This is a genomic window from Acidovorax sp. NB1 (assembly GCF_005405905.1).
Taxonomy (GTDB): Bacteria; Pseudomonadota; Gammaproteobacteria; order Burkholderiales; family Burkholderiaceae_C; genus Acidovorax.
Genome location: NZ_BJHU01000021.1, coordinates 132,051 through 150,642, shown reverse-complemented (window position 1 = coordinate 150,642; position 18,592 = coordinate 132,051). Strand labels below are relative to the sequence as shown.

Sequence of the window (18,592 nt, the reverse complement as noted above, 5' to 3'; positions counted from 1 at the left end):
GCCACGGTGCACAACCTTGAAGAGAGAACAACAGATGTTTGATGACGCACTGATCCAGCAACTCGCCAGCGAGCTGCACCAGGCCGAAAAGACCCGTGTGCAGGTGGAGCATTTCTCCAAGCGCCACCCCGGCATGACCGTGCAGGACGGCTATGCCATCTCGCGCGCCTGGGTGGCGATGAAGATCGCTGAGGGCCGCACTGTGCGTGGCCACAAGATCGGCCTGACCTCGCGCGCCATGCAGGTGGCCAGCCAGATCACCGAGCCCGACTTCGGCACCCTGCTCGACGACATGTTCTTCGCCGAGGGCGGCGACATTCCCATGCAGCGTTTCATCCTGCCGCGCGTGGAGGTGGAGCTGGCCTTTGTGCTCAACAAGCCGCTGCGCGGCGATCCGGGGCGCCCGCCGGTGAACATTTTCGACGTGCTGGCCGCCACCGAGTACGTGGTGCCCGCCATCGAGATCATCGACGCGCGCATCGAGCAGCACGACCGCCACACGGGCGTGATGCGCAAGGTTTTCGACACCATCTCGGACAACGCGGCCAATGCCGGCATCGTCACCGGCGGGCGCCCCGTGCGGCCCGATGCGGTGGACCTGCGCTGGTGCGGCGCACTGCTCTACAAGAATGGCGTGATCGAGGAGTCGGGCCTGGCGGCCGCCGTGCTCAACCACCCGGCCACGGGCGTGGCCTGGCTGGCCAACAAGCTCGCTCCGTATGGCGAGGGCCTGGCAGCAGGCGAGGTGGTGCTGGGGGGCTCGTTCACGCGGCCCGTGGCGGCGGTTGCGGGCGACACCTTCCATGCGGACTACGGGCCGCTCGGCAACATCGCGTTCCGGTTTGTGTGACTGGAATGGTCTGCGTGCGCCGCACGCGGAGATCGGTGTGTGCTCAGGGGCGCAGCCGGAGCTTGTCCGCCGCGCTTTCGGGCCCGGCGCCATCGGGCTCCCCTGCGCCATCACTGCCGTTGGCACTGTCGTCTGTGGCAGGCGCGGCAGGTGCGGCAGCGGCCGCAGAGGTGCCTTCCACGGCATTGCGTGAGCGGATGACCACCCCCCCGGGGCGCCGCTCGTTGTCCTGCCCCAAGATGGCGCGCGCCGGGGCGTTGCCAATGCGCAGGCGCAGTGCATCAATGGCCTCCTGCAGCGGTTCGGGCGATGCGATGCGTGCGCCGTGCCGCAACAGCACCTGCTGCGACAGGTCCAACAGCTTGGAGTTCAGACTGGTGTTGGCCTGCTGCAGCAGGTTCTGCACGGCGCCTGCGGGGTCGCCCGCCAGACTCTGTGCCATGGCGACTTCGGCGGCCTTGTTGACCTGCTGCAGGCAGTCGCGCACCAGCACGCCGTAGGGCTCGTGCAGGCTGCAGGCGTTGGCCATCAGTTCGGTCAGCCCGCGTGTGTTGGCGTAGCGCATGCCCAGGGCGCGCACCCAGCTTTCGCCTTCGGACAATTCGATGGACGTGACGGCCAGCACCGCAAGCAGGCTGCCCAGGTTACAGGCCGCTTCGAAGTCAAAGCTGGCGGTGCCGATCTCGCGCGCCATGGCGCGCACCGACTCCACCGCCTGCGAAAACTGCCGCTGCTGTATCAGTTGCAGCGCCCGCGCTACCTCGGAAAAACGGCGGATGCGTGCGCTGTCAGAGTGGCGCTCCATGATGCGGACAAAGTCGGCCATGCAGCGCTCGATGCCCTTGCGGTCGTTGTCGGCGTAGTAGGCAAAGGTCAGCAGCACCAGCGACTGGTAGTCGAACAGCTTGGAGTCGATCCCCAGGATCACGGCCCGGGCCAGCACCTTGGTGGCAGTCTCGCGGTCGCCCATGTAGTACGACATCATCCCCAGTTTCTGCAGCCGCACCACCGAGTCGGGCGTGAGGGTGCTGGCGGTTCGGTAGGTTTCGATGGCCTGCGCGAAGTTGCCCAGCTCCACCTGCGCGCGGCCGAGCACGTCGTAGGCATCGGCAAACGAGGCGTCTTCGCCGATCAGCTCCTGCAAGGTGGTGATGGCGCGCGCTGCCTGGCCCGACTCGATCTGCGCACGGGCCACGCCCAGCTTGGCCCAGGGCAGGGCGCGTGCAGCGATCACGGCCTCGAACAGCGTGCGTGCCTCGTCGTGTCGGCCCAGGCGCAGCAGCAGCTCCGAGCCAATGCGCGCGGCATACAGCCAATAGGGCTTGCGCGCTTCAAAGCGTTCCACGCACAGCGCAGCGGCCTGCTCGAAGTCCTCGGCCTCGATGGCGTCAAAGATGGGCTTGAGGTGCACCTTGCGCAGGCGCGCCAGACTCAGGCGCTCGAACAGCGCGCTGGGTGTGAAGGGTTTGAGCAGGTAGCCATCCAGCGCCGATTCGGCCGCCTCGGCCACGGCGGCATACGAGGCCTCGGCCGTGACCATGAAAAACACGGTGGAAAACGGCAGCAGCTGGGCACGCCGCAGGTCGTCCAGCAGGGTCTGGCCCGAGTAATTGGCATCGCCAAAAAACTGGTCGCACAGCACATAGTCGAACACCGTGTGCTCCAGCCTACTGCGTGCGTCCTGCACACGCGAGCACTGCACGATGCGGGACACGCCGTACTCGCGCAATTGCCCCACCAGGATGCTGCGTGAAGTGGCATTGCTGTCCACAATCAGGGCCTGAACCTGCGGGGGAACGGGTTGTCGGTTCTCGGTGGCCATGGGGCTGAGCTGGCCTGTGTGTGGTGTGAATGAGACGGCCCCAGTGTACTGGCCCATGGTACCCAGCGGGCGTCGGGCAAACCCGCTGCCAATCTAGCTTGCGACACAATCCCAAGTCCTAGAAACGGCAGTTGACCGCTTGCCATTTTCAAGAGAGCCCGATGGATACTGACTTTCGCTGCTTCGTTGACGTTCGCCTGTCGAGTGGGCACGCTACACACTCGCCAGCACCGCGCTCGCCGCGCCATGCAGCGTTGCTCCTCCTTGCGGGCATGGGCCCGCTGCGTCCTCGCGCCTTGCCTGGCGCGCCGATCACGGCACTGGTGAGTGCGTTCAACTACCGTTTCTAGGACCATGCAACACGACGACATCCTGCGGGTAGCCACCTACAACATCCACAAGGGTGTGCAAGGCATCGGCCCCGCGCGGCGGCTGGAGATCCACAACCTCGGCCTGGCGGTCGAGCAGCTCGATGCCGACATCGTCTGCCTGCAGGAGGTGCGCAAGCTGCACCGGCGCGAGGCGGCCTACTTCCAGCGCTGGCCCGACGTGCCGCAGGCCGAGTTCCTGGCGCCCGAAGGCTATGAGGCTGTGTACCGCACCAACGCCATCACCAAACATGGCGAGCACGGCAACGCGTTGCTCACGCGCTGGCCCGTGATCGGGCACCAGCACGAGGACATCTCCGACCACCGCTTCGAGCAGCGCGGCCTGCTGCATGTCGAGGTCAACGCCCATGGCCGCAATGTGCACGTGATCGTGGTTCACCTGGGGCTCATCCCCGGCAGCCGTGTGCGGCAGATCGAGCGCCTGCAGGGCTTCATCGACCGCGAGGTGCCGCCTGGCGCGCCGCTGGTGGTGGCGGGCGACTTCAACGACTGGGGGCAGCAGCTCAAGCGCATGCTGGCCGGGTTTTCGCTCTACGAGTTCGAGGAACCACGCGCCTTCACCTACCCCGCGCGGCTGCCCCTGACCCAGCTGGACCATGTGTATGCGCGGGGCCTCACGCCCCTGTCGCTGCATGTGCCGCGCGGCCGCATCTGGTGGCGCATGTCCGACCACCTGCCGCTGATCGCCGAGTTCCGGCTGTGAACGCGTGAAGAAAAAACCACCTCTGGTCCGTGGCGCGGAGTTTTCCGACGACCACCGGGTGCGCCTGCTGCAGGGGGCCGAGGAACTGTTCCCGGCCCTGACCGAGGCCATGGACGCCGCGCTGTCGGACATCCAGTTCGAGACCTACATCTTCGATTTCACCGGCTCGGGTGCGGCCGTGGCCGAGGCACTGATGCGTGCAGCGCAGCGGGGTGTGCGCACCCAGCTGGTGGTGGACGGTGTGGGCACCGGGGCACTGCCCGAGGCCTGGGCAGCGCGGCTGCTGGCCGCCGGGGTGCAATACAGCGTGTATTCGCCGCTCGGGCCCCTGGGCCTGCTGCTGCCGCACCGCTGGCGGCGCCTGCACCGCAAGCTGTGTGTGGTCGATGGCCGCCTGCTGTTTTGCGGCGGCATCAATGTGCTGGACGATTTTCACGACCCCAACCACGGCACGCTCGATGCTCCCCGTTTTGACTTTGCGGTGCGTGCCACGGGCAGCCTGGTGGAGGCCGCCAGCGACACCATGGACCAGCTCTGGTGGCGCATGCAGGCCGTGCGCGATGCGCGCCTGCGCCGTCTGCCCGAGGCGTTGCAGGCATTGCGTGCTGCCAGCGCTGCCAGCCACGCGGCGCGGCTCGATGGCAACGCGGGTCCGCCCATGCGCGCTGCGCTGGTGCTGCGCGACAACGTGCGCAACCGCAGCCGCATCGAGAAAGCCTACCGCCGCGCCATTGGCAACGCACGGCACGAGATCATCATTGCCAACGCCTACTTCATGCCCGGCGGCAAGCTGCGCCGTGCGCTGGTGATGGCCGCGCGCCGGGGCGTGCGCGTGCGCCTGCTGCTGCAGGGGCGCTATGAGTATTTCATGCAGTACCACGCGGCGCGGCCGGTGTATGGCGCGCTGCTGGCGGCGGGGGTCGAGATCTATGAATACGCGCCCAGCTTCCTGCACGCCAAGGTGGCCGTGATCGACGCGCAAGGCGAGCGGCCCTGGGCCACGGTGGGCTCGTCCAACCTCGACCCCCTGAGTCTGCTGCTGGCGCGCGAGGCCAATGTGGTGGTGGAAGACGGTGCCTTTGCCACCGACCTGCGCCAGCGCCTGGTGCACGCCATGCAGCACGCGGGCCGTCGCATGGACCCGGCACGCTACGCAGGCCGCCCGCTGCGCCAGCGCGTGCTTGACCGCATCGCGTTCGGCCTGATGCGGCTGGCGCTGTGGGTGACTGGCAACCGGTATTGATGAAGACACCCCGTGAGCAGCCTTGCTGCGGGTGTGGCCCTTGGTCGGTGGCCCTGGCCTGGGCCGCGCCCGCCGACTGGGCCATGTATGGTGCGCAGCGCCCTGCATCCTGATAATGCTATAAAAAATATAGCTATCAAGGTATATGCAGCAGGCGGAGAGGGCCTAAAACCCTTGAAATCTGCAGAGAGTGGTTCGCTGTTACGATCCCAGCCATGTCCAGCCAACCTGCCGCCGATATGACGCCCACCCCGCCGGAAGATGAAGGCACGCCCGTTTCTGTGAAGATCCGCGAACGCTTGGCCGCCGCCCGCAAGCGTTTTCACGCCAACGACAACATCGCCGAGTTCATCGAGCCCGGCGAGCTGGAGAAGCTGCTCGACGAGGTCGAGGTCAAGATGCAGGGCGTGCTCGACAGCATGGTGATCAACACCGAGGGCGACCACAACACCAACAACACCGCGCGCCGCGTGGCCAAGATGTACCTCAACGAGGTGTTCAGGGGGCGCTATGTCGCGCAGCCGCCCATCACCGAGTTCCCCAACGCCGAGCACTTGAACGAGCTGATGATCGTGGGCCCGCTCACCGTGCGCAGTGCCTGCAGCCACCATTTCTGCCCCGTGATCGGCAAGATCTGGATCGGCGTGATGCCCAACGAGCACACCAACGTGATCGGCTTGAGCAAGTACGCGCGCCTGGTGGACTGGATCATGGGCCGACCCCAGATCCAGGAAGAAGCTGTGGTGCAGCTGGCCGACCTGATCATGGAAAAGACCCAGCCCGACGGCCTGGCCATCGTCATGGAGGCCAGCCACTTCTGCATGTCCTGGCGCGGTGTGCGCGACAACGACAGCCGCATGATCAACTCGGTCATGCGCGGCGTGTTCCTCAAGGACAGCGCCCTGCGCCGCGAATTTTTGTCCCTCATCCCCGGAAAGAACTAAGCCATGTTGGTACGCCTGCTTTATGCCAGCCGCGCGGTGGACACCTCTCCTGCCGCCATCGAAGCCATCCTGACGCAGTCGCGCCAGCACAACCCGGGCTGTGGCATCACCGGGGTGCTGTGCTATGGCGGCGGCGTGTTTTTGCAGGCCATCGAAGGCGGCCGCTCCGCCGTGAGCGACCTGTACGGCCACATCCAGAAAGACCCGCGCCACAAGAACGTGGAGCTGCTGCACTATGAGGAAATCTCCGAGCGCCGCTTTGGTGGCTGGACCATGGGGCAGGTGAACCTCTCCAAGATCAACCATTCCATCCTGCTCAAGTATTCCGAGAAGCCCGAGCTGGACCCGTATGCCGTGTCGGGCAAGGTGTCGTATGCGCTGCTCGAAGAGCTGATGGCCACGGCCTCCATCATCGGAAGAGCCTGAAAAGCGGGGCGCTTGGCTACTGCGCGGCCTGATCCCGGGCCTGCGGTACTCGCCGCACGGGAGTGCGGCTGCGTTCCTCCACCCGGGCTGAGGCCGCTCGCTACGCCAATCACCCCACTTTTCGTCGTTGTCCTGAACTCGTCATCGCAGCCGCAGCCCACAGGGGCTGCGGCTTTTTGCATTCAAGCCCTCTCTCTTTCTGACCCGTGACCTTCACCGCCTTCGCCCTCATCATCCTCGCCGGCCTCATCCATGCGTGCTGGAACATCGTGGCCAAGAAGGCTGGGGGGGACTCGCGGTTTGCGTTCTTCACCTCGGTGATCATGATGGTCGTCTGGGCGCCGCTGGGCTGGTACCTGGGGCGCGACGCGGTGCCGCTGTGGGGTGCGGTGGAGTGGGGCTTTGTCGTAGCCAGCGGGCTGCTGCATGTGGCTTATTTCGTCATCCTGCTGCGCGGCTATCGTGTGGCGGACCTCACGGTGGTCTACCCGCTGGCGCGCGGCTCGGGGCCGCTCTTGTCGTCGCTGGTGGCCATCACGCTGCTGGGCGAGCAGATCTCTGGGCTGGGTGCCCTGGGCATCGTGGGCGTGGTCGGGGGCGTGTTTCTGATCGCGGGCGGCCCGGGCCTGCTTCGCGCCGCGCACGACCCTGCCGCGCGGGCGCGGGTGCACAAAGGCATGTTGTATGGCTTGCTCACGGGTGCGTTCATCGCCAGCTACACGGTGGTCGATGGCTACGCGGTCAAGTTTTTGCTGATGTCGCCCATCCTGGTGGACTACATGGGCAACTTTGTGCGCGTGGGCCTGCTGGCGCCGGTGGTGCTGCGCGATTTGCCCACCGCCCGCACGCTGTGGCTGGCCCAGTGGCGTTTTGCCCTGGCCGTGGCGGTGGTGAGCCCGGTGGCCTATGTGCTGGTGCTTTACGCCATGCAGCAGGCGCCCCTGTCGCACGTGGCTCCCGCGCGCGAGGTGTCCATGCTGTTTGCAGCGTTGATCGGCGGGCACCTGCTGGGCGAGGGTGACCGCGTGGCGCGCATCTGTGGCGCGCTGTGCATTGCGGCGGGCGTTACGGCCCTGGCCTTGGGATGACCACCATGGCACCCCAATCCCCTTTCCAGCTACTGGGCTGCGATTTCTCCAGCAGCCCCACGCGGCGCAAACCCATCGTGCTGGCGCTGGGCCAGCGCCAGGGCGCGCGCGTGGTGCTCACCGCGCTGCAGCCGTTCGACACCCTGGCCGTATTCGGCCAGTGGCTGGCGGAGCCCGGAGACTGGGTGGGCGGCTTTGACCTGCCCTTTGGCCTGCCGCGCGAGCTGGTGCAGGCGTTGGGCTGGCCTACCGACTGGCATGCCTGCATGCAGCACTACCGCAGCCTGAGCCGCGAGCAGATCCGCGCGCAGTTTGCGGCGTTCTGCGATGCGCGCCCCGTGGGCGGCAAGTTTGCCCACCGCGCCACCGACGGGCCCGCAGGCTCCAGCCCGTCGATGAAATGGGTGAACCCGCCCGTGGCCTACATGCTGCACGCGGGCCTGCCGCTGCTGCTGGACGCGGGCGTGCACCTGCCTGGCCTGCACGCAGGCGACCCCCGCCGCGTGGCGCTGGAGGCCTACCCCGGTCTGCTCGCGCGCGAGGTGCTGCAGCGCCGCAGCTACAAAAGCGATGACCGCGCCAAGCAAACGCCCGACCGCCTCATCGCCCGCAAAGACCTGGTCAACGCGCTGGAGCTGGGTCAGACCCGCCTGGGCCTGCGCCTCAAGCTCAGCCACGCCCAGCGCGACGCGCTGGTGCAGGACGCCAGCGGCGACAGCCTGGACGCCGTGCTGTGCCTGCTGCAAGCCGCCTGGGCCGAGCAGCGCCACGCTGAGGGCAACGCACTCTATGGCCTGCCGCCAGGGCTCGACCCGCTGGAAGGCTGGATCGTCACGGCGGACAAGCCCTGACCGACGATCCCGCTGCTTTTCCGGGCATCGGCCCACCGCAGGCGGCATAGCATGGGCGGGACACGTTGATGCTTTGTTTGCCCATGCCTTTCGCCCCCCGCCTTTCGTGCGCGCTGTTTGCGCTGGTTGTCTTGCTGGCCCCGCTGCTGGTGCAGGCCGCCCCCGCGCCCTGGTACTACTGGCGCAGCCTGGTCGATGGCCAGCGTGTGTGCGCACAAACCTCGCCCGGCCCGGGCTGGGAGCAAGACAGCGCCCCCCACGAAGGCCCCGGCTGCCAGCCTCGCCGCAAGGTGCTCATCGTGCCCATGCGGTAGTGCATAGGGGTCCTCTGCACGAATCACCGCGCCGTGTGCACCTGCGGGCTCGGGCGGCCTGCCGCGTTGCAAATACTCGCAATAGCGACGGCCATTGCTGCGTTTTGCGCCTTGCAGCCCATCCCGATCCGCAGTGCACACGTGCCGCTCGATTCGTGCAGAGGGTCCCTACGTTGTTTTGTTATAAAAACAATAGCTATTAAAGCTTGCTGGACGCGCGGTAGCGGCCAAAAAACCTTGCAATCGTGTGTGTACATTCGATAATGGCACGCATGACCGAACTCATCCTGATCCGCCACGGCGAGACCGACTGGAACCGCGAGCTGCGCTTCCAGGGCCACGTGGATGTGCCCTTGAATGCCACTGGCCACGAACAGGCCCGCCGCCTGGCCGAGCGCCTGGCCGCAGAGCGCCCCGTGGTGCACCACCTCATCTGCAGCGACCTCATCCGCACCCAGCAGACCGCCACGCCCAGCCTGCAGGTGCTCTTCCCCCAGGCCCGCATCGACACCCTCACCGACAGTGCCCTGCGCGAGCAAAACTTTGGCGTGGTAGACGGCAAGCGCGTGGACGACGTCAAGCAGGACCACGCTGACGCATGGAACCAGTGGCTGCGCTTTGAAGCCGACTACGGCATGCCTGGCGGCGAGACCACCCGCCAGTTCCACACCCGCGTGATGGACGCCGTCTACCGCATCGCCCAGCAGCACAGCGGCCAGACCGTGATGGTCGTCACCCACGGCGGCGTACTCGACATGATCTGGCGCACTGCACGCGGCACCGGGCTGGACGGCCCGCGCCAGAGCGACATCCCCAACGCAGGGCTCAACCGGGTGCGGGTGAGTGGCGAGGCGGTGGAAGTGCTGGACTGGGCCGATGTGCGGCACCTGGCGGATTTGCCGGAGCAGCCGGTGTATGACCAGACGAAGTTGGTGGTGCGGTGAATCGGCGCGCGCACTGAACTTGCGAGCCTGGCTTTACTCCCCTGGTGCGGTACTGGCGTGCCATGGAGCTTGCGCAGTCACTCAGTCGGGCCTTTGGCTCTCTCTCTCGATACGGTCCACGTTCATACGCAGGTACTCTCGGCCATCGTCCCTCGCCAGCGCTAGGTAGCGGTCAAGTTGGCGTGAGCCAATGGTATGGAGCACGCATAGCGCCATGATCCGCTGGTACTCGTGCCCGGATTCCCATGCCTGACCACAGAAGTGCTCTGTGTGCGGTGAGTCGATGCCCCCCAGTGCTTGTAGTGCGATGCGGCGTACGTACTCATCTTGGTCTGCCACCAGCTTTATCAAGGCGGGTTCAGCAGTTTCTATTGGGAGCGCACGCTTGCCGAGTTGGGCTGCAATCTGCCAACGGGCATCGGGCTCCTCGCTGATCAGAACGTGAGGCAGCAGTCGGAGTAAATGTACTGGTCGCTGTCCTAACTGCGACGCTAGGTAGCTGATTTCGTTGTCCCGGGCGATAGCGTAGATAAGGTCTGCGACCACCTCGCTTTGAAGCTCGGCTGTAGGCGTTGCATCCATGTAGTCAATGAAGGCGGAGTGGAGTTCGGGCCACCCAGGGTAGTCGCATTCCCACTCACCGTAGCGATCCTCCGTGGGATAACGCTCTGCCCATGCACGAAATTTTGCGACCTCACTGCGGATTGCAGGTTCATCGCTTGGCGTTGGAGGCTGGGTGCCAGCGCTTTGTTGTGGCACTTCAGTCACACACAGCACCCTGCTGCTCAGCGGACAACTCCAAAACCCTATTCACCACCCCCACCTGCCGCGCTAGCCTCACCGACTCCGGCTGCCCATTCACCATCGGCTGCAACACGTTCTGCACCGCCGCCCACTGCCCGTTTCGCTGCAGCGCATCCAGCCAGATCTGGTGAAACAAATCCCGTTGCGCATGGCTGCCGCCAATCTCCACCAGCCGAGGCAGGGCCACGCCCAGCTTCTCCACTGCCGCCGCCCAGTCGCCCTGCGCGTGTGCCATCAGCCCCTGAGCGGCGGGTACGCAGACCTGTTGCCACACGGTGCGTTCATGCGACTCGGTGCGGGTGGCGGCGTGGGCTGCGATGTTGTTGTGCAGCGTGCGTGCGGCCTCCATGCGCCCGGCGCGGGCCAGGCCGTAGAGGTATTGCAGGTCCAGGAAGGGCAGCACATGGTCGGCTAGGCGCGGCGCCAGGTGGTCGGCCACGTCGGTCCAGCGGTCGCCGACATCCACGCCTGCCAGCTCCAGCCGGGAGAGCAGGGACACGGCGTTGATCTGGTCCTGGGTGTATTCCTTGACCACGCCCCACACCTGCTGGTCGTAGAGCGCCAGCACCTCGGCGTGCCGGTCTTGTTCCAGCAGGAACAGCGCCTGGTGCCACCAGTTGTGCGTGACCATGAAGGAGTTCAGGTCTGTCCAGGTGTCGCTCACGCTGGCCATGAAGTCGGCGCCTTCGCGGATGCGGCCCTGGGTCAGCATGACGTGTGCCAGGGCGTGGTGGGCCCAGGGCTCTTTGCGGCACAGGGTGATGGCGTAGCGTGCAGCACTTTCGGCCTCTGGCAGGCGGTGGCATTGCTCCCAGCCAAAGGCGAGCATGCCGTGCAGGTAGGGCACCTCGGCCGCTGCGGGCAGGGCCTGCAGCGCCAGGCGCAGCATGCCGGGCGAGTCGCCCTGGTTGAACAAATGGTATTGGCCGAGCTTGAGGGAGGCGAGGTCGCGCGGGTGCAGGCGGGCTTGCTCTTCGTGCAGCGCAATGGCGCGGGGCAGGTCGCCATCTACCCAGGCGGCGACGGCGGCCACAAAACGTTGTTCGCGCTCCGTCGCCTCTGCGGCGTGGGCGAGGGCCTGGTCGATGAAGGGGCGGGCGTTGCGCGGGGCATCGGCCGACTCGGCAAACATGTGCAGCGCCGCGCAGCTGGCCTGGACGATGGGGCTGGTGTCTGCCGCTGCGTTCAGCACATTCACCGCGCGGGCTTCGCAGGCGATGAAACCTTCCACAAAGTCATTCACGGCGGCCGCGCTGGCCGGGTCGTGCAGCGTGAGGGGGTTGCCCAGGCTATCGGTCGTGCGGGTGTGCGTGGAGGATGGCATGGGGCTTTATGGGGGCGGGGTCAGCCGCCCTGGATGAGGGCCATATAGGCCTTGCGGGTTTCAGGCGACACCGAGGCCACCAGCTGTTCGTGTGGCGTCTGGTGCCGGGCCAGCATGCGGGCGGTGGCAATGGTCTTGGATTTGCAGAACCAGTGGCAGGTGTGCTGCATGAGGAACAGCTCGGCGGTCATCATGTAGGCGCGGTCCTTGGGGGCCAGGTGGCCGGTGTTCTGCACCACGTGCGCAATGCCACGCGCGTGCACGGCCAGGGCCTTGCGCATGTCGAAGGTGGCGGCGGGCAGCAGCTTTTCGGCAAAGGGCAGGGCGATGGAGAGGCGGCTGACCCGCGCGTCGGCTTCGTTGATTTGCGCGAAGTCGGCGGCAAAGCGGCTGAACTGTTCGGTGAGCTGCGATTCGGTGGTGCTCAGCAGGCTCCAGATCTGCTGGCGGCGCTCGTCGGTGCTTTCGCCCAGGGCGCGCAGGTAGCCGTCGGTCAGGGCTTCCATGAGCTTTTCGATCTGGTAGTTGGCCAGGTGGCTGCCCAGGAGCGCGATGCGTTTGCGCTGCTCCTTGGCGTTGAGCATGTAGGTGCCAGAGGCGATCAGGATCGCCAGGATGAGGATGTCCATGCGGTGGGGCTGCTGGTGTGCAGGGGTTGTCGGTCTGTGGCGGGGCTGGCTGCGCCGCGCTCCCCAAGGGGCTGCGGCTGCCAACAAAACCCCAAGGTTACCAACAACCTCCTTGCAGGCTTTCTCGACCTCGCGGGTTGGCGGATTTACTTACACCCTCAAGCCGCAGGCGGCTGGGGCCATGCCCGCTGGGGCTCGCGGATCAGCTCGAAGGCGTGCGCCACCTGCAGCACCCCCAGGTCGTCAAAACGGGCGCCTGCAATCTGCAGGCCAATGGGCAAGCCCGCGCGGGTGTAGCCGCAGTTGACCGAGGCGGCAGGCTGCTCGGACATGTTGAACGGCACGGTGAAGCCGATGTGCTCCAGCGGGCGCAGCGGGTCGTTGGTGGGCGATGGCAGCTCGGCCTGGAAGGCCACGTTGGGTGCCACGGGCGAGATCACGTAGTCGAACGCGCTGCAGGCCTTGACCGTGTTCACCCGGGTCAGGTGGAACTGGTGGCTGGCGTTGAAGACTTCAGTACCGCTCATGCCCGCAGCGCTCTCGGCCCAGGTGCGGATATAGGGCAGCACCTTGTCGCGCCGCGCGGCGGGCAGGGCCTGCAGGTCGATGTGCGAACGCATGCGCCAGAAGTGGTCCATGCCGTCGAGCATGGCCTGCGTCATGAACGGTGCCATGGGCACGATGGTGGCGCCTGCGCGTTCCATCAGGCGGGCGGCGTGTTCGACGGCGGCTTTCACCTCGGGCTCCACGCTCAGGCCGCAACCGGCATCCAGCAGCAGGCCAATGCGCAGACCGCGCAGGCGTTCGGCGCCCTTGTTGAACTGGCTCCAGGCGATGTCCTGCGCGGGCAGGCTCATGCTGTCGCGCGCGTCGGGCTGGCTCAGCACCTGCATCATCAGCGCGGCGTCGGCCACAGTGCGGGTCATGGGGCCCGCAGCGCGGCCGGTGTAGGCTGGGTCGATCGGAATGCGGCCCAGGCTGGGTTTCAGGCTGAAGATGCCGCACCAGCTGGCGGGCAGGCGCAGCGAGCCACCGATGTCGGTGCCGATGTGCAGCGGGCCGTAGCCCGCTGCGGCCGCCGCGCCACCACCAGCGCTGGAGCCGCCGGGGCCCTTGCTCACATCCCACGGGTTGCGCGACAGCGGGTGGAAGGTGGACAGGCCCGAGGACAACATGCCGTAGTCGGGCATGGTGGTCTTGGCGACGATGACGGCACCCGCCTCGCGCATGCGGGCGGCGGGTGGTGCGTCGGCTGCGGCAGGCACCAGCTCGACAGCGGCGGTGCCCAACGGCGTGGGGTCGCCTTCCGTGGAGATGTTCTCCTTGATGGTGCTGGGCACGCCGTCCAGCGGCCCCTTGGGTTCACCCCGCAGCCAGCGGGCCTCCGACGCACGCGCCTGCTCCAGCGCGGCATCGGGGCGCAGCAGGTAGGTGGCCTTTATGTGGGGCTCCCAGCGCTCGATGTGCGCCAGCACGGCCTGCGTGACCTCCACGGGGGACAGCGTGCGCTGGCGGTAGGCAGCCAGGAGTTCGTGGGCGGGCAGGTCGTGCAGGGCAGTCATGTCGGGGGTAAAAGTAAAAAAGGCTGCTACCGCCTATTGGTAAAGAGCTGGTAGCTATTGTTTTGGTAGCAATCTGGCTTCCGCGTGTTTCCGTTTTCCAGCGCTCTGTGCGGAACGCGCAGCCCCTGAGACTGACGCAGCCCAGGCGCGGGCAGCCGAGCAAGGGCCGCCCCGCAGCGAGGGCTGCGTCCCCCTGCCCGCATTGCGCAGCAATGCGAGAGCGGGGGGAAGGCCCGTAGGGCCTCAGGGGGGTGTCCCATCAACTCCAGGACAGCGACGAGATGTCGTTCACGAACACAGGCATGTCTTTCCACAGGCCCTTGAGGTTCTTGTTGGCTACCGTGATCCACTGGTTGGAGTACAGGAAGGCGTGCACCGAGTCCTCGGCCAGCAGGCGCTGCGCATCGCCCAGCAGCTTGGCGCGGTCTGCAGGGCGGGCGGCGTTCTTGATCTGGTTGAACAGGTCGTTGAACTTGGGCGAGTTGTAGGCCCAGTAGTAGTCGGGCTTGGCAAAGTTGCCCAGGTCAAAGGGCTCTACGTGGCTGATGATGGTCAGGTCGTAGTTCTTGCTGCCGTAGGTGCCGCTGAGCCACTGCGCCCATTCCACGTTCTGGATCTTGGCGATGATGCCGACCTTGGCCAGCTGGGCGGCCACCACCTCGCCACCCTGGCGGGCGTAGGGGGTGGGCGGCAGCGTCAGGGTCAGCTCCAGCGGCGTCTTGATGCCGGCCTCGGCCAGCAGCTTCTTGGCCTTCTCGGGGTCGTAGGGGTTCACGCCGGTCGTGTCCACATAGCCAAAGGCGCCGGGCACATAGTGGCTGCCAATGGGCGCGCCGTAGCCATCGCCTGCGCCTTCGATCACGGCCTTGCGGTCCACCGCTGCAGCAATGGCGCGGCGCACGCGCACGTCATCGAGCGGCTTCTTGCCGTTGTTGATGGCCAGAATGGTTTTGGCACGTGAGCCGCTGACCACCACCTGGAACTTGGGGTTGGCCTTGAACTGCGCCACGCTGCGCGGTGTGACGCGGGGGAAGGCGTCCACGTCGCCGGCCAGCAGGGCGGCCACCTGAGCAGCGGGGTCGGAGATGAAGCGGAAGGTAGCGCGCTTGATCTTGATGGCCTTGGCGTCGCGGTAGTCGGCCCAGGCGGTCAGCACCACGGACGAGCCCTTGTTCCATGCCTGCAGTTGGTAGGGGCCGGTGCCCACAGGCTTGTTGGCGTTGGTGTCGGCGCTCTTGGGCTCCACGATGATGGAGGTGGCCTGGCCCAGCACGAACAGCAGGTCGGGGTCGATCTCTTTGTTGAGCAGCACCACGGTGTAGTCGTCCACCACCTGGGTGGTGATGCCAGCAAAGGTGCGCTTGTCCTTGTTGGTGCTCTTCTCGCCACCGGCGCGGTCGTACGAGAACTTCACCGACGCGGCGGTGAAAGGCTCACCGTTCTGGAACTTCACGCCACGGCGCAGCTTGAAGGTGTAGGTCTTGAGGTCGGGCGAGACCTCCCAGCTTTCGGCCAGCAGGGGCGACACGCTGCCGTCGGGGTTGATTTTGGTGAGCGTCTCGAAGATGTTGTACTGAACGATCTCGGCGATGGCCGAGGCCGCACCGGCGGTTGGGTCCAGGCCTGGGGGCTCCAGCGTCATCGCCAGCGTCACCGCATCTTTGCGGCCCTGCGCCAGGGCGCTGAGCGGGGTGGACAGGGGCACGGCGGCAATCGCGCCAGTGGCAAGGACGGTACGGCGGTTCAGCATGTTCGGACTCTCCAGACAAAAAACCAGACAACAACCATAAAGACCCCGGTGCAATTTGTTACCGGGGAGGAAAGAAGCTTTTTACACCATCACACCTGCATGTGGTTATGCGGTTTTCGCCGTTGCGGCAGAAGCTGCAGCCGCAGCGGCGGCCGCACGGCGCGCCCTGGCGCGGCCCGGCAACACCTGAGGCACGGCGCCCACCAATGATTGCGTGTAAGGGTGCTGCGCATTGCGGAACAGCTCGGCGGGCGAGCCGCGCTCCACGATGCGGCCCTGGTACAGCACCACCACCTCGTCGCACAGGTGGTTGACCACCGCGAGGTCGTGGCTGATGAGCATGTAGGTGATGCCGAACTGCTGCTGCAGGTCCTGCATCAGGTTGAGCACCTGGGCCTGCACCGACACGTCGAGCGCGCTCACGGGTTCGTCGGCCACGATGAGGCGAGGCCGGGTGATGAGGGCGCGTGCAATCGCAATGCGCTGGCGCTGGCCGCCCGAAAATTCGTGCGGGTACTTACCCAGGTCATTGGTGCGCAGGCCCACCTGCGACAGCACCTGGGCCGCCTGCTCGCGCTGCTCGGCGCGGGTGGTCTGGCCCTGCGCCTGCAGCGGCTCGGTCACGATGCGCTCCACCGTCTGGCGCGGGTCCAGCGACCCATAGGGGTCCTGGAACACCATCTGGAAGTCGCGCCGCGCCTGGCGCAGTTGCTCGGCGGGCAGCTGGTGCAGGTTGCGGCCCAGCAGCTCCACCGTGCCGGTGGTGGGCGCATCCAGCGCCATCACCAGGCGTGCCAGGGTGGATTTGCCCGAGCCCGATTCGCCCACCACGCCCAGGCTGCGCCCGGCGGCGATGGAAAAGCTCACGCCATTGAGGGCCTGCACCGTGCCTGGCGGGCGGAACAGGTGCTCGCGCGGCAGCGTGTATTCGCGCACCAGGTCTTTCACCTGCAGCAGGGGGCTGTTGTTGTTGTTGGCGTTGTTTTTCGTAGTGATAGTGCCGCTCATGCCGCCACCTCCGCGCCCTGTAGCGCGCCGTGCGCTTCTGCAATGGCTTCGCGGCGCAGGCAGCGCACGGCGTGGTCGCCATCGGCATCGGTAGCCACCACGATGGTCGGCGGGGGTTCGTGGTGGCAGGCGTCGATGGTGTAGCTACAGCGGCCCGCAAAGGGGCAGCCTGCGGGCAGGTCCACCAGTTCGGGCACGGTGCCGGGGATGGTGGACAGGCGCGGGCGCTGGCCGGGCGCATGCACGGCGCCCAGGTGAGGGCGCGCCGCAAACAGGCCCCGCGTGTAGGGGTGCGCCATGGCCGAGAAGACGGACGCGGTAGAGCCGCTTTCGACCACGCTGCCGCCGTACATCACCATCATGCGGTCCACGTTCTGCGAGATCACGCCCAGGTCGTGCGAGATCAGGATCATGGCCATATTGCGCTCGGCCACCAGGTCGCTGATGAGGTCCAGGATCTGCTGCTGGATGGTCACATCCAGCGCCGTGGTGGGCTCGTCGGCAATCAGCAGGTCGGGACTGCAGGCCAGCGCCATGGCGATGGTGATGCGCTGGCGTTGTCCGCCCGAGAACTGGTGTGGATAGGCGTCGATGCGCTGCGCCGCGTTGGGAATGCCCACGCGGTCCAGCAGCGCGATGGCCTCCTTGCGGGCGCTGGCGGCGTCCATGCCCCGGTGCAGGCGCAGGGGCTCGGCCACCTGGCGGCCAATGGTGTGCACGGGGTTGAGGGCCGTCATGGGCTCCTGGAACACCATGCCAATGCGGTTGCCGCGCATCTTGCACATCTGCGCATCGGTGCGGCCCACCAGCTCTTGCCCGTCAAAACGGATGCTGCCCGTGACCTGAGCGCTGTCGGGCAGCAGGCCCATGAGCGACATGGCGGTGATGGATTTGCCACAGCCCGATTCGCCAATCAGGCCCAGGGTTTCACCGCGCGCCAGCGAAAAGCTCACGCCGCGCACGGCATCGGCTGGGCCCCGGTGCGTCTGCAGGCGGATGCGGAGGTTGGAGACTTCTAACAGGGACATCGTGGGCTCTTGGCGTATCGTTTTTATGTGGCCGTTCAGCGCTTGCGGGAAAGGCGGGGATCCAGCAAATCGCGCAGGCCGTCGCCCAGGAGATTCAGGCCCAGCACCGCCATGGCGATGGCCACGCCGGGCCACACGGCCAGCAGCGGGGCCTGGAACATCAAGGTCTGTGCCTCGCTGAGCATGCGGCCCCAGGAGGGCTGGGGCGGCTGGGTGCCCAGGCCCAGGTACGACAGGGCGGCCTCGGCCAGGATGGCGATGGCGAACTGGATGGTGGCTTGCACGATGAGCACCGACAGGATGTTGGGCAGCACATGCTCCAGCGTGATGCGCCAGCTGCCTTTGCCGCAGGCGCGCGAGGCCATGATGTATTCGCGCGACCACACGGCGTTGGCCGAGGCTCGGGTCACGCGTGCAAACGTCGGGATGTTGAAGATGCCGATGGCGATGATGGAGTTGACGATGCCCGCACCAAACACCGCCGTCATCATGATGGCCGAAAGGATGGCGGGAAAGGCAAATGTGAAGTCCGCCAGCCGCATGATGAGTTCTTCCACCCAGCCGCGTTTGGCAGCCGCCAGCAGGCCCAGCGCCGTGCCGATGGTGAGGCCAATGCCCACCGCAATGACGCCGACCAGAATGGAGTTGCGCGCCCCAACCAGCAGCAGCGAGGCCACATCGCGCCCGAAGGCATCGGTGCCCAGCCAGTGCGTGCCTGTGGGCGGTTGCAGTTTGGACGCCAGGTCCATTTCGTAAGGAGACCAGGGCGTCCAGACCAGCGACAGTGTCGCCGCAAGGATCAGCAGAAGCGATAGCACGGCGCCAATGACAAAGCTGCGGTGGCGCAACGCGCGGTGCAGCCAGCCAGGGGCGGAGGAAGGCGTTGAAGAAGGAATGGCAGCGCTCATGGGGA

The 18,592-nt window shown here is 66.4% G+C and carries 18 protein-coding genes; 9 read left to right on the top strand and 9 right to left on the bottom strand.

Annotation, left to right across the window (positions count from 1 at the left end):
• Nucleotides 1-34: 34 nt before the first annotated feature.
• Complete coding sequence (gene hpaH / locus AvAM_RS09000; RefSeq protein WP_137746736.1) at nucleotides 35-850, top strand: 2-oxo-hept-4-ene-1,7-dioate hydratase; 816 nt, start codon at nucleotides 35-37, stop codon at nucleotides 848-850.
• Nucleotides 851-893: 43 nt separating this feature from the next.
• Here hpaH and AvAM_RS08995 read toward each other — a convergent pair whose 3' ends face one another.
• The gene (locus AvAM_RS08995) at nucleotides 894-2,672 is read right to left on the bottom strand and encodes a response regulator (RefSeq protein WP_137746735.1); all 1,779 of its coding nucleotides are present in this window, start codon (nucleotides 2,670-2,672) and stop codon (nucleotides 894-896) included.
• Between the two features lie 354 nt (nucleotides 2,673-3,026).
• On the opposite strand from AvAM_RS08995, the gene AvAM_RS08990 reads away from it, so the two are divergent.
• From AvAM_RS08990 to AvAM_RS08955, 8 genes are all read left to right on the top strand, one after another.
• Nucleotides 3,027-3,764, top strand: a complete 738-nt coding sequence (locus AvAM_RS08990) for an endonuclease/exonuclease/phosphatase family protein (RefSeq protein ID WP_137746734.1) — start codon at nucleotides 3,027-3,029, stop codon at nucleotides 3,762-3,764.
• A gap of 4 nt (nucleotides 3,765-3,768) precedes the next feature.
• Nucleotides 3,769-5,007 (top strand): cardiolipin synthase ClsB, encoded by a 1,239-nt coding sequence (gene clsB, locus AvAM_RS08985; RefSeq protein WP_171012178.1) that lies wholly within the window; start codon nucleotides 3,769-3,771, stop codon nucleotides 5,005-5,007.
• Between the two features lie 215 nt (nucleotides 5,008-5,222).
• On the top strand, nucleotides 5,223-5,951 hold the full coding sequence (folE, locus tag AvAM_RS08980) for a GTP cyclohydrolase I (protein WP_137746733.1): 729 nt from the start codon (nucleotides 5,223-5,225) through the stop codon (nucleotides 5,949-5,951).
• Nucleotides 5,952-5,954: 3 nt separating this feature from the next.
• Nucleotides 5,955-6,377 (top strand): BLUF domain-containing protein, encoded by a 423-nt coding sequence (locus AvAM_RS08975; RefSeq protein WP_063459884.1) that lies wholly within the window; start codon nucleotides 5,955-5,957, stop codon nucleotides 6,375-6,377.
• Between the two features lie 206 nt (nucleotides 6,378-6,583).
• The gene (locus tag AvAM_RS08970; protein ID WP_137746732.1) at nucleotides 6,584-7,465 is read left to right on the top strand and encodes a DMT family transporter; all 882 of its coding nucleotides are present in this window, start codon (nucleotides 6,584-6,586) and stop codon (nucleotides 7,463-7,465) included.
• On the top strand, nucleotides 7,462-8,316 hold the full coding sequence (locus tag AvAM_RS08965; protein WP_137746731.1) for a DUF429 domain-containing protein: 855 nt from the start codon (nucleotides 7,462-7,464) through the stop codon (nucleotides 8,314-8,316). The genes AvAM_RS08970 and AvAM_RS08965 overlap by 4 nt, the downstream gene beginning before the upstream one ends.
• 83 nt (nucleotides 8,317-8,399) lie before the next feature.
• Nucleotides 8,400-8,630, top strand: coding sequence for a hypothetical protein (locus AvAM_RS08960; RefSeq protein ID WP_137746730.1), 231 nt, complete (start codon nucleotides 8,400-8,402; stop codon nucleotides 8,628-8,630).
• Between the two features lie 272 nt (nucleotides 8,631-8,902).
• Nucleotides 8,903-9,574: a histidine phosphatase family protein gene (locus AvAM_RS08955; protein ID WP_137746729.1), complete on the top strand. Its 672-nt coding sequence runs from the start codon at nucleotides 8,903-8,905 to the stop codon at nucleotides 9,572-9,574.
• Nucleotides 9,575-9,655: 81 nt separating this feature from the next.
• On the opposite strand, the gene AvAM_RS08950 is transcribed toward AvAM_RS08955, so the two are convergent.
• The 8 genes from AvAM_RS08950 to AvAM_RS08915 form a co-directional block, all read right to left on the bottom strand.
• A complete protein-coding gene (locus AvAM_RS08950) occupies nucleotides 9,656-10,342 on the bottom strand; it encodes a HEAT repeat domain-containing protein (protein ID WP_137746728.1) in 687 nt (228 codons plus the stop codon).
• Complete coding sequence (locus tag AvAM_RS08945; protein WP_137746727.1) at nucleotides 10,335-11,702, bottom strand: tetratricopeptide repeat protein; 1,368 nt, start codon at nucleotides 11,700-11,702, stop codon at nucleotides 10,335-10,337. Before AvAM_RS08945 ends, AvAM_RS08950 begins: the two co-directional genes overlap by 8 nt.
• A 20-nt stretch (nucleotides 11,703-11,722) precedes the next feature.
• The gene (locus tag AvAM_RS08940) at nucleotides 11,723-12,331 is read right to left on the bottom strand and encodes a hypothetical protein (RefSeq protein ID WP_137746726.1); all 609 of its coding nucleotides are present in this window, start codon (nucleotides 12,329-12,331) and stop codon (nucleotides 11,723-11,725) included.
• A 158-nt stretch (nucleotides 12,332-12,489) separates the two neighbouring features.
• Nucleotides 12,490-13,893, bottom strand: a complete 1,404-nt coding sequence (locus tag AvAM_RS08935) for an amidase (protein ID WP_137746725.1) — start codon at nucleotides 13,891-13,893, stop codon at nucleotides 12,490-12,492.
• Nucleotides 13,894-14,152: 259 nt separating this feature from the next.
• The gene (locus tag AvAM_RS08930; RefSeq protein ID WP_137746724.1) at nucleotides 14,153-15,643 is read right to left on the bottom strand and encodes an ABC transporter substrate-binding protein; all 1,491 of its coding nucleotides are present in this window, start codon (nucleotides 15,641-15,643) and stop codon (nucleotides 14,153-14,155) included.
• Between the two features lie 105 nt (nucleotides 15,644-15,748).
• Entirely contained in the window at nucleotides 15,749-16,651 is a 903-nt protein-coding gene (locus tag AvAM_RS08925) for an ATP-binding cassette domain-containing protein (protein WP_137746723.1), read from the bottom strand.
• Complete coding sequence (locus tag AvAM_RS08920; protein WP_137746722.1) at nucleotides 16,648-17,679, bottom strand: ABC transporter ATP-binding protein; 1,032 nt, start codon at nucleotides 17,677-17,679, stop codon at nucleotides 16,648-16,650. Before AvAM_RS08920 ends, AvAM_RS08925 begins: the two co-directional genes overlap by 4 nt.
• A gap of 35 nt (nucleotides 17,680-17,714) precedes the next feature.
• The gene (locus AvAM_RS08915; protein ID WP_137746721.1) at nucleotides 17,715-18,587 is read right to left on the bottom strand and encodes an ABC transporter permease; all 873 of its coding nucleotides are present in this window, start codon (nucleotides 18,585-18,587) and stop codon (nucleotides 17,715-17,717) included.
• Nucleotides 18,588-18,592 lie beyond the last annotated feature (5 nt).